The sequence below is a fragment of the Brachyspira pilosicoli genome (assembly GCF_019402445.1).
GTDB classification, from domain to species: domain Bacteria; phylum Spirochaetota; class Brachyspiria; order Brachyspirales; family Brachyspiraceae; genus Brachyspira; species Brachyspira pilosicoli_B.
On record NZ_SRZM01000177.1, the window covers coordinates 1 to 12,009 of the forward strand.

A 12,009-nucleotide genomic window follows, 5' to 3' on the forward strand; every position below is an offset into this window, starting at 1 on the left:
GAAGAATTATTATCTTCTATAATGAAAGAGATAGAATTAAAAGAAAAATCTATATATGATAAATTAGAAGAATCTAAGTCTAGTATAGATAGCTACATTAAAGATGCAGATACTAAAAAAGAAGAATTATTGTCTTCTATGATGAATGAGCTAGAATCAAAGGAGAAAGCTATATATGATAGATTAGAAGATAGAGTTCAAGATATAGAAAACAAGTTATCAGTATTTGATGATAAGATAAGCAATGAAGTAAGTAGAGATTTAGAGAACTTCTATAATAGTTTAAATGAAGCTGTTAATAATTACAAAACAGAGATAAACACTTTAGAAGCTAATAGTGCAGAGTTGAGTACAGATACTCTAAACAAAATTAGTGAAGAGGTTAAAAATAGCTATGAGAATTATGTAAAAGACTTAGAAGAAGTTTATAATAATTCAGTATCTCTATTAGAAGAATATTCTAATAACTTGAAATAGTCTAATAATTTAAAAGATGAGTTAGAAAATCTTAAAGAGGAGAATGCAGAATCTCAAAAGAATTATATTGATGAGTATTTAGAAGAATATTTAAATAATATTGATTCTAAATTAGAAGATAAGCTTGATATATTAAACAAAGCAAAAGAAGAATTGGATAATATAATAAGAAATAGTTTTGATGAGCTTAATTCTAATTTGAATGATACTATAAATAAAATAAATGAAAATACTCTTAATCAAAATGAAAGAATATCTATTGTAGAGAGCAAATTAAATGATTATGCTGAACAAATATCTAAATTAGATGATAAAGAAAAATTATTCTATGAGTATATTGATTCAAAAATATCAGAACTTAAAGAAGAATATAAATCTTTAAATAAATCTTTTGAAGATAAGTTCTTAAGTATAGAAAGTGCAGTACTAAGCGATGAACATGTTGAAGCATTAAGAGAAGAGTTTGCTAATTTCAAAGATACTATTTTAGAAGCTAAAAAATCAGATATTCCAAGTATTTTTGAGGAATTAAAAAATCAATTTGAAGAATCATTTGATATGTTTACTAAAGAGATATTTAATAGGGTATCAGATTCTGAGAGTATGATTTCTAATATAAAAAATACTATGGAAGATGAAAAAAATAGTATATTAGATAAAATAGATAATTTTAAATTTGAATTGGAAGCTTTGAAAAATAATGATACTTTAAATGAATTAGAAGATGAGAGAATAAAATTACAAGATACATTTAATTCATTAAAAGAAGATTTTAATAAGCTTGATGAATTAGAAAATGAAGTTTATTTCTTAAAAAATAATTTAGAAGGTGTTGATGGTAATTTAAGAATTGATATTGATAGATTATTTGAAGAGGTATCTGAGTTTAAGTATTCATTAGAATATAAAATAGATACTTTAGAAGATAATAGTGTTTCTAAAGAATATTTTGATGAAGAGAAAGAGAAGCTTTATTCTTTATATGATGAATTAAATTCTAGCAATGATGAGTTTAGAGATAATATTAATAATAGAGTTGCTTATTTTGAAGATAATTTATCAGACCCAAGTAAAATATTAAAGCTTTATGAAGATGCTATCACTCCTGAAGTAAACAATTTGAAAAATGAGATAATATCAAATTTAAAAGAACAAATTGATGAGGTTGAAAATGGCATATCCATTTGGAAAGATGACAGCTTGTATAATTTGCTTGAACAATTAAAAGAAGCAAAAAATAATATAGAATCATTTATAGATAGTACAAATGATAAAAAAGAATCTATTGTAGATGATATAGTAAAAGCTGTTAGAGAGAAAATAGCAGATAGAGAAAATGAATTAAACGAATCATTAGAATCTAGAATAGACTCTATTAATGATAAGGTTAGTGATTTAGAAAGTAAATTAACTTCTGATATTAATAGATTTAATAATATTATCACTGATGCTATTGATAAATATGAAGATGAGCTAAAAAATATAGAAAGCTACAGATTAGAAGAATCATCTTCTATAATGAAAGATATAGATGATGTTGGTAAAAATATTATTTCTAATTATGAAAGCTATGCAAAATTATTAAATACAGCTTATGAGAATAATTCTAAGTCTTTAGAAGAGCTTTGTAATAATTTGAAATTAGAAATAGAAAAAGCTAAATTAGATGCCAATAGAGGATATATTGACGTATATTTAAATGATTATTCTTCTAAGATAGATGCGAAATTAAAAGAGCAGATGGATAGTATAGAGAAGAGTAAAGAGAGTTTAGATAATATCATAACAGATTCATTAAATGATTTGAATGAAAATATAAATAATGCTATATCTAAAGCTCTTGAAAGTTCAGAGAGTAAGATTAATGATTTTATAAATAACAAAGAATTAGAATTAGTAAATAAAATCTCTTCTTATGAAGATAATACAATAAGTAAAGATGAATTATCTGAAGAGTTGAAAAAAATAGAAGAGAGTTTCGAGTTATTTAAATCTAATAATAATGATATATTTAATACTCTTGAAGAATATAAAACTAAAATATCTTCTATAGTAGATAGTTTATCAGATATTGAAGATAATAACTTGAACTTCACAAGCAGATTAGAGAAACGCATAGAGTTCTTTGAAGATTCTTGGGGTGACGGAGATAAAATAAAAGAATTATATTCTGATTTTATAGCTGAAAAGGCAGATAGTTTCAAATCTGATTTAGAGTTTAAGTTTAGAGATTCATTTGATGAGTTTAATTTAAAAATAAATAATGTTGAAAAGAACTTTACTGATAGTATAAACTCTATAATTGAAAGCTTAGATAAAGAAAATCTTACTTCTAATGAAAGATTAGAAAGCATATCAAATACTATAAATAATTTGAAATCTGATTTAGAAAACAAAATTGTTTCTATTGAAGAGGCTAATGATAAATCAAAATTATTTATTGATGATAAACTTTCTACATTTGAAAACAAAATGGAAGCATTTGAAGATAGGATAAAAGATGTAGAAGATAGTCAGCATTATTTGAATAATGATATCACTCAATATGTAAACAGATTAGATAAAGTATTGAATGATTATGAAGAAGCTATTGATACTAAGATAAATAATTTGAAAAATAGTTTGTCAAATGGAAGCGGACATGTAGAACATAATTTAATATCTTCTTTAGAGCTTTCTAATGAACTTGCTAAGGATAAAAAAGAGTTGCTCGATTCTATACATGAACTTAAGAAAGATGTTTATGAGACTATAGAGAGAAAAGATGCTCAGATGAATGAAGAGTTCTCTAAGTTTAAAACTGAGATTATAGAATCAATACCTAGTATGGAAGATATTAGCGATTTATTTGTTTCAGAGAAGAACAATATAGTTAATGAGTTTGAAGGATTTAAAAATGAGATATTAACTTCTAACAATAAAAACTTCGCTGATATGTTTGAAGAAGAGAAAAATAAATTAATAGAAGAATTGGATAATTTCAAATCTGCTATTAGAGTAGAATATATGTCTAACTCTGATAAAATAGACGCCTTCAAAAACGAATATTTAAAGAACTTTAATGAGATAATTGATAAAGAAAAAGCTAATTTATATTATGCTTTAAATGATATAAGAAAAGAGTTTGAAAGTTTAAAAGATAATTCTGTTTCTTTAGATAAGTTTGAAGAGCTTATGTCAGAGTATAAAGGCAGTATTGATGATTCTATAGATGATACAAAAGAGAAATTATCTTCAAATATTTCAGATAAAGATTATGTATCAAAATTATTTGATGAAGAGATAGCTAATATTAATAAAACTATAGAGGAGTTTAGAAAAGACTTAGAAGAAAACTATTCTCCTACAGATGTTATAGCTGAGATTTTATCAAAAGAACAAGTTGATTTTGAAAACAAATTATCAAGTTTAAAAGAATCAATACTTAAAGATATTCCAAGTTTGGAAGATATAAGCAATATATTTGTTGAAGAAAAGATGTCTTTGAGAGAAGAGTTTGCTTCACTTAGAGATGACATAGAATCTAAGATATCAGAAGAAAGTCATTTCGAAGATATTGCTGAGGAGCAAAAGGCTGATATTAGAAATAATTTTGCTATGCTTCAAGAAGAAGTGGTTGGCAATATTAATAGCTATAGAGATAATATAGCAAATGATATTTCTAACTTTAGAGATGAGTTTGCTAATAAACTTTCATTTATAGAAGAATTGGCTAATAGTCTATTACAAGAGAGAGAGAGAATTGCTTTAGAAGTAGAGGATATTAGATTAAAGTATGAAACAGGTACTTTATACTCTGATGATGCTATAAATAGTATGGAAAGCGATAGAAATAGACTAATTAATGAGTTTATTAATTTTAGAAAATCTATATTAGAGCTTATAAGAGAACAAGATGAAGCTATGAAGGTTTTGAATAATGAGAAAATAAGCATTATTGACAATATAGATGAGCTAAACAAAAAAGTTTCTCTAGATTTAATAAGCAAAGATGATGCTATTTCTTTGATAGATGAACAGAAAAAAGAGATATTAGATGTTCTTGAAAACTTTAAGGGTGACTCTATAGAAGCTGATTTCAAATATATGACAGAAGAGTTGAGAGATGATATTATTAAAGTATTTGAAGAATCTAATGAAGCTTTTAGAAAACGCATAGAAGCTAGAATAGAGCATTTTGAAGATGCTTATTCAGAGCCAGAAAAAATTAAAGAGTTTTATAGAGATTCTATAGAGGCTGAAGTTGATAATATTAAAGAGAGTGCTTCTCATATATTATTAGATATTACTGATAATGTTGAAAAAGTAAAAAAACATATAGATGATATAGAAAATGAAAAAGTAAAATCTATAATAGAGAGAATAGATAATGCTCAAAGTGAAATAGATGCTATAGTTGATACTATTAAGGTTAATTTGAAAGAGCAGGAAAATGAGATAAGATTATTAAGTCAGTCTCAGAAATTAATATCTCAAGACATAGAAAATGTTCGCAGAGAGAGAGAAGCTTTAATTGAGATGGTAAAAACTAGCGATGTTAATATAAATAATAAAATAGATAGTTTAACATCTGCTGTTATTGAGGCTTCAGATAATGCTGCAGAGAGAATAGCTGAGAAGGAATTAGAGTTTAATAGAAAGATAAAAGAAGTTGAAGAATATATATCTTCTATGGAAGAGAAAATTATTAATGAAAATAATGAACATTTAGACAAATCTAAAGAGGCTGTTAATAATTTACTTGCTTCATTTAATGAGAGTATATTAAAAGAAACTAATGATTTAACTCCTCATATAATGAAAATTGTAAATGAGTTCGTTAATAATGAGATGAAGAAGTTTGAGAGATTCAATGATGTTAAACAGGCTATAGATGAGGTAGAGATAACTATTAATGATAAGATAGATGAAACTTTCAAATTGATGAATAGTAAATTAGATGATACGGCTAAAGAATTAAGAGATAATATGTCTTCTTATCAAGATGAGCTTTTAAGTGAATTAAGAAGTGCTGTTAATTCAGAGAGTGAGAGAAGCATAGAAGAAGTAAAAACTATGCATGAAGAAGAGATTACAAAATTAAAAGATATGTATCTTGAAACAGAAAAGTATTATTCTGACAGACAAGAGAGAAGCAAAGAAGATATTGTAGCTTTATTTGAAAATACTTATAAAGAATGGCAGGATAAAATTAATTCACTTTATAGTGAGTTAGAATCAACAAAAGAGAGTATGCATTCTTCAGTTGATAATCTTTTAGATGATTTAGAGAAGGCTGTTAGTGCCAAAGAAGAGTTTAACAAATCTTTAGAAGATAATAAAGAAAAATTAAAAGATGTAGAAGAGAAGATGAATAACTTACAAAATGAGTTCTCTCCTTCTATAGAAAAACTTCAGGCTATAGTTGAAGAGAAGGCATTAGAGTTACAAAATAAAATTGAGTTGTATTCTAAAGATATAGAGGAAGAGGGTGATAAGTTTAAATCTAGACTTGAAGAGCTTTCTTCTAACGCTAAAACTTCTTTAGACAGCAAAGTTGTAGAGTTTGATTCTATAATTGATAATGTTACTAATAGAATAAATGAGCTTCTAGAGGATAAGAATAATCAATTTGATGAATTGAGAACTCAGTATGAAGATATTTCTATTTCATTGTTGGAATTAAGAGAGTCTATATCTGATGCTGTTAATGAAAAGATTAAAGAGGCTAATAGCATTATTGAAGAGAATATTACTAATATAGAAGAATCTGCTAATGATAAGTATGATAAATATATAGACAGACTTAATTCTAATATGGAACAGACTTTATCACTTCTTATGAATGATGCTAAAGAGTATGTACAAAATGCTAAAGAGGAGATGTTAAAGGTTCAGTCTTCGAATTTAGATATTTATGATGAGAGATTGGCTGGCATGAAAAATATTATATCTGCTTTAGAAGATGATATATCTAAATATTCTAGTGAGATAGATGCTAGATTAGAAGATATTAATTTGAAGTATGAAGATAAAACTAATGTTATACTCAAAGATTTAGATTCAAGAACAGATTCTTTAACAGAAAAATTAAATGATGTTGTTAACTCTATAGATAAAATGCTTGATGATAAAACTTATGATATAAACAGTGAGTATGAAACATTAAAAATACAAATAGAAAAAATAGGCAAAGACATAGATAAGTATATGGATACTGTAAAGGTATTTGATAAAGCAGAAGAGATGGCTAACTTTATTAAAGATGATGTAGCTAAATTGGACGTTTTAGTAAATGATACTAAAAATACAGTTTATGATATGAATAAAACTATGTCTGAGTTTGAAGAGCTTAAAAATATGCATAACACTATATTAGATTATGCTGAGAGTATCAGAAAAGAGAAAGAAAGCTTGAAAGATACTCAAGAGAAAGTAAATATGCTTGTAGAGATGTCTGAAGAGGTACAAAACAAGTTTATACAAATAGCAGAAAGCAACTCTATGATAGAAAATACTCAAGAGGGTATAAAAGTTGTTATAGATATAGCTTCTCAGATAGAAAATAAACTTGCTATTATCAATGATAAAGAAGAGCATGCTAATACTATATTAGAAAAAGTAAATTTGGCAGACAATGAATCTGATGATATATTACAAAAAATAGATACTATTAAATCTGCTATGCTTGATATAGAAGATACTAGAAGAGAGTTCTCTGACAAGATGTTTGCTTTAGACAGAGAGATGGCTAAGATAGATAAGAATGATGAAAAGGTTCAGAAGTTCTTTAGCAAGTTGGAAGAGCTTAATGTTATCATAGAAGAGATACAAAATCAGAGAGAGAATTTAAAATATATGAAGAAGCAGTATGAGGATTATGATAACAATATAGTAAAAAATCTTGAGAGAGCTGAATACTTTGTTCGTTATTTAGAAACTCTATTGGACAATGCTGAGAAGTATGTTAATGATGCGGGCAAGAGTTTAACTAAGAGAAGTAAGACTACTACTAAGATTAATGATAAGAAAGAAAATATTATTATTAATATGTATAAGCAGGGTTGGAAATATGATGAGATAGTAAAAAATACTTCTTATGACAGAGATGAGGTTGAGAGAGTTATTAAAAAATGGAAAGATGAATCAGCTAGGGGATATTAATTAAATAAGAGATCTGGTAAAATATAGTATATAAATAATAGGCCTATAGCTAGAGAAATCTAGTTATAGGCTTATTAGTTTAACGGATTTTTTATATTATAGTTTTCATAGTTATTATTGACAGAAATATATATAATTATATAATGTATAGAATAAAATTTTAATTGGAATAATAATGATAGTAATAGAAAATGTTAGCAAAGTATTTACAACAGCAAACAATAAACAGCTTAATGCTGTAAACAATGTATCTATAAAAATAGAAGATGGCGAGATATATGGAATAATAGGTTTTTCTGGTGCTGGAAAATCCACTCTTGTAAGATGTATTAATTTACTTGAAAGACCTACTTCTGGAAAGGTTTATATAGATAATGTTGATATGATGTCTTTATCTCAAAGAGAACTAAGAGAGAAAAGAAAGAAGATAGGAATGATATTTCAGCAATTTAATTTATTTGGTTCTAGAAATGTATTTAAAAATGTTGCTTATCCTTTAAGATATAGGGGACTTTCAAAAAAAGAAGTTGAAGATAAGGTTATGTATTTGCTTGAGCTTGTTGATATAAAGGAGAAAGCTTATGCTTATCCATCACAATTAAGCGGCGGACAAAAACAAAGAGTAGCTATTGCTAGGGCTTTGGCCAATGAGCCTAATATACTTCTTTGCGATGAAGCTACTAGTGCATTAGACCCTCAAACTACAGGTTCTATACTTAAATTATTAAAAAAATTAAATGAGAAATTAAAAATTACTATAGTTGTAATAACACATGAGATGAACGTTGTTAAAGAATTATGTCATAGAGTTGCTGTTATGAATGCTGGTAATTTAATAGAAGAGGGTAATATCTTTGATGTATTTTCTGCTCCAAAAAACAAAATAACACAAGATTTTATAGATACTACTTCAAATCTTTCTAAAATATATGATTTGGTAGAAGAGAAAAATGCTATTACATCATTAAAAGAAAATGAATGTATATTAAGACTTAGATATAAAAAGGGAGGAGTAATAGAGGCTTTTATTTCTCATATATCTAGGGCTTTTAATGTTGATGCTAATATTATTTTTGGAAATGTTGAGTTTATAGATGAGAGCTTACTTGGAGGGCTTGTTATTATAATGCATGAAAGAGAAACTGGCGGAATAAATAAAGCTATAGACTTTCTTAAAGAAAAAAATGTTGATGTGGAGGTAATATCTGATGCTAGAGTTTCTAAATAAATTAATACCAAATGTAATGAATGATTTACCAAAACTTTATGATAGTATTATACAAACATTTATAATGCTTTTATATTCTGGTGTTATATCATTTTTTGTGGGCGGATTTTTGGGTATACTTTTAATTGTTACTAAGAGATACGGCATTATGCAAAACGTTATAATATATGAAGTGCTTAGTAAGGTTATTAACTTTTTTAGAGCTATACCTTTTATAATACTTCTTGCTATGCTTGTACCTTTAACTAGATTTATAATGGGTACTGCTATTGGAGTAAAGGGAGCTATATTGCCTTTGATTTTTGGTACTGTTCCTTTTTTTGCTAGGCAGATGGAGAGTGCTTTATCTGAAGTAAATCCTGGTTTAGTAGAAGCTGCTCAATCAATGGGGTCTTCTCCTATAGCTATAATATTTAGAGTTTATTTAAAAGAAAGTATTGCCCCTATAGCAAGAGGAACCACCATAACTGCTATCAGTTTAATAGGGCTTACTGCTATGGCTGGTGCTGTTGGTGCTGGCGGACTTGGTACTTATGCTATACAGTCTGGATACTATAGAAACAAATTAGATATTATTTATGTTTCTGTGATACTTCTTGTAATACTTGTTGGATTAATACAAGCACTTGGTAATTTTGTAGTAAAAAAAGCTACACATTAAAAAAGTTATATTTTATATATAAAGGATTTATTATGATTAAAAATAGAAAAGTTGTTATTATAGGAGCTGGTCATGTAGGCTCTCATGTAGGATATGCTTTAGCAGCTCAAGGTTTAGTTGAAGATATTATTTATATTGATATAGACAAGAAAAAAGCTTTTGCTCAGGCTCTTGATATATTTGATGCTACTGTTTATCTTCCTCATAGAGTTGAAGTTAAAGCTGGAGATTACAGTGACATTGATGATGCTGATTTAATGGTTGTATGTGCTGGACCTTTGCCTAAAGAAAATCAAACTAGAATGGATACTTTGGGTGCTACTGTAGAAGTTATGAAAGATATAGTAGCTAATATTAAAAAGACTAAGTTTAATGGAATTATAATTAATATTTCTAATCCAGCTGATGTTATTACTCATTATTTACAAAACAAGTTAAATTATGACACTAAAAGAATAATATCTACAAGCACAACATTAGACTCTGCCAGATTAAGACGTGCTATATCTGAGGCTATAAATGTTGATCAAAAATCTGTATATGCTTATGCATTAGGCGAACATGGTGAAAGCCAAATGGTTGCTTGGTCTTGTGTAACTATAGCAGGAAAACCTTTGTTTGAACTTATGAAAGAAGGCAAAGAAAAATATGCTAAATTAGATTTAAAAGAATTAGCTGATAAAGGAAGAAGAGGCGGTTGGGACGTTTTACTAGGTAAAGGTTCTACCGAATTTGGAATAGGAACTTCACTTGCTGAGGTTGCTAGGGCTATACTTTCTGATGAGCATAGAGTTTTACCTGTTTCAGTTTATCTTAACGGGGAGTATGGTCAAAAAGATGTTTATGCTTCTGTGCCTGCAGTTTTGGGAGCTAATGGAGTTGAAGAGATAATTGAACTTAAAATGAATGAAGAAGAGAAAAAACTTTTTGATGCTTCTTGTGATACTATGACTAAAAATTATAAATTATCACTTACCATGTGATAAAAAATTTTATTGTCTAAAATATTTAAATTGTTTAAAAAATTAAATTATTTATAAAGGGGAATGATATATAATGAAAAAGTTTTTATTATTATTTTGCACATTATCTTTGTTTTTAGCTTCTTGCGGCGGAAATAATGATGATAAAAAAGATTTAATTACAGTGAAGATTGGACATGTTGGTGAATCTGATAGAACTATATGGAAGCCTGTACAAGAGAAATTATTAAATGAAGGAATTAAAGTAGAATTAGTTTCTTTTGCTGATTATACTATACCAAATCAGGCATTAAATGACGGTGATATAGATTTAGATGCTTTTCAGCACCATGCATACTACAGCAATGAAGTTAATACTAAAGGTTATGATTTAGCTATATTGGGTGTTACTTATATATCTGCTATGAATATTTATTCTGATAATATTACAAATGTTAATGAGGTTAAAAATGGAGATAAAGTTGCTATACCTAATGATCCTGCTAATGGAGGAAGGGCTTTAAAAGTTTTGGAGGCTGCTGGTTTAATAAAATTAAAAGATAATGCTCCAGACAATCCTACAGTTAATGATATAGAAAATCCGTTAAATTTAGAGATTATAGAGGTTGATGCGGGCAGTTTATATAGTTTGCTTCCTGATGTTGCTTGTGCGGTTATTAATTGTAATTATGCTTTAGATTTTGGTCTTAATCCGGGTGCTGATTATATATTTAGAGATGACCCTAAAAATTATGACAATAATATGTATATAAACTTAATAGCTTCAAGGGCTTCCGATAAAGATAATGAGATTTATAAAAGGGTAGTAGAGGCCTATCAATCTGCTGAAGTAGAAAAAGTTTATGCTGAAGATTTTAAGGGTGCTTATATACCTGCTTGGAAATAAAAATAATTATTTAATAATTTTAAAAAAATTTAATAAGGAGTTAATAAATGAAGAAAATTTTATTAGTTGCATCTTTTGCAGCATTAATTTTTACTTTTAGTGCATGTGGCGGCGGAAAATCTAATGCAAATAACAATATAGTAAAAGTTGGATTTGCTGGAGAGTCTGATTATCAAATTTGGAATCCTATAGTAGAAAAGTTAGCAGAAGAGGGCATTAAAGTAGAATTAGTTTCTTTTGCTGATTACACTATACCAAATCAAGCTTTAAATGATGGTGAGATTGATTTGAACGCTTTTCAGCATTATGCTTATTTTAATGATGAAGTGTCTAATAAAGGTTATGATTTAACTGCTATTGCTGACACTTATATATCTGCTATGAATATTTATTCTACAAATATTACAGATGTAAAAGAAGTTAAAAAAGGTGATAAAGTAGCTATACCTAATGACCCATCAAATGGCGGAAGAGCTTTAAAGGTTTTAGAGGCTGCTGGTTTAATAAAAGTAAGAGAAGAGGCAGGAGATTCTCCTAGTGTTGCTGATATAGTAGAAAATCCTTTATCTTTAGAGATTGTAGAAGTTGATGCTGGAAGTATTTATAGTTTGCTTCCTGATGTTGCTTGTGC

5 protein-coding genes and 1 pseudogene are annotated in these 12,009 nt (G+C 27.4%); all 6 read left to right on the top strand.

Annotated elements, in window-relative coordinates; all coding sequences use genetic code 11:
* Nucleotides 1-7,620 (top strand): annotated as a pseudogene (locus tag E6A48_RS06615) (SpiroCoCo family coiled-coil protein); the annotation flags it as partial.
* Between the two features lie 175 nt (nucleotides 7,621-7,795).
* Nucleotides 7,796-8,848 (top strand): methionine ABC transporter ATP-binding protein, encoded by a 1,053-nt coding sequence (locus E6A48_RS06620; protein ID WP_219709255.1) that lies wholly within the window; start codon nucleotides 7,796-7,798, stop codon nucleotides 8,846-8,848.
* Complete coding sequence (locus E6A48_RS06625) at nucleotides 8,829-9,509, top strand: methionine ABC transporter permease (RefSeq protein WP_219709256.1); 681 nt, start codon at nucleotides 8,829-8,831, stop codon at nucleotides 9,507-9,509. The genes E6A48_RS06620 and E6A48_RS06625 overlap by 20 nt, the downstream gene beginning before the upstream one ends.
* Before the next feature lie 32 nt (nucleotides 9,510-9,541).
* Nucleotides 9,542-10,492 (top strand): L-lactate dehydrogenase, encoded by a 951-nt coding sequence (locus E6A48_RS06630; RefSeq protein ID WP_219709257.1) that lies wholly within the window; start codon nucleotides 9,542-9,544, stop codon nucleotides 10,490-10,492.
* A gap of 73 nt (nucleotides 10,493-10,565) precedes the next feature.
* Nucleotides 10,566-11,378 (top strand): MetQ/NlpA family ABC transporter substrate-binding protein, encoded by an 813-nt coding sequence (locus tag E6A48_RS06635; protein ID WP_219709258.1) that lies wholly within the window; start codon nucleotides 10,566-10,568, stop codon nucleotides 11,376-11,378.
* A 47-nt stretch (nucleotides 11,379-11,425) separates the two neighbouring features.
* Nucleotides 11,426-12,009, top strand: a 584-nt coding sequence (locus E6A48_RS06640) for a MetQ/NlpA family ABC transporter substrate-binding protein (protein ID WP_219709259.1), incomplete at its 3' end; no start/stop codon positions are given.

What these genes read in the sequence shown, in the direction of transcription:
- E6A48_RS06620 (WP_219709255.1), top strand. Translation starts at nt 7,796, where the DNA reads ATGATAGTAATAGAAAATGTTAGCAAAGTATTTACAACAGCAAACAAT.
- E6A48_RS06630 (WP_219709257.1), top strand. Translation starts at nt 9,542, where the DNA reads ATGATTAAAAATAGAAAAGTTGTTATTATAGGAGCTGGTCATGTAGGC.
- E6A48_RS06635 (WP_219709258.1), top strand. Translation starts at nt 10,566, where the DNA reads ATGAAAAAGTTTTTATTATTATTTTGCACATTATCTTTGTTTTTAGCT.
- E6A48_RS06625 (WP_219709256.1), top strand. Translation starts at nt 8,829, where the DNA reads ATGCTAGAGTTTCTAAATAAATTAATACCAAATGTAATGAATGATTTA.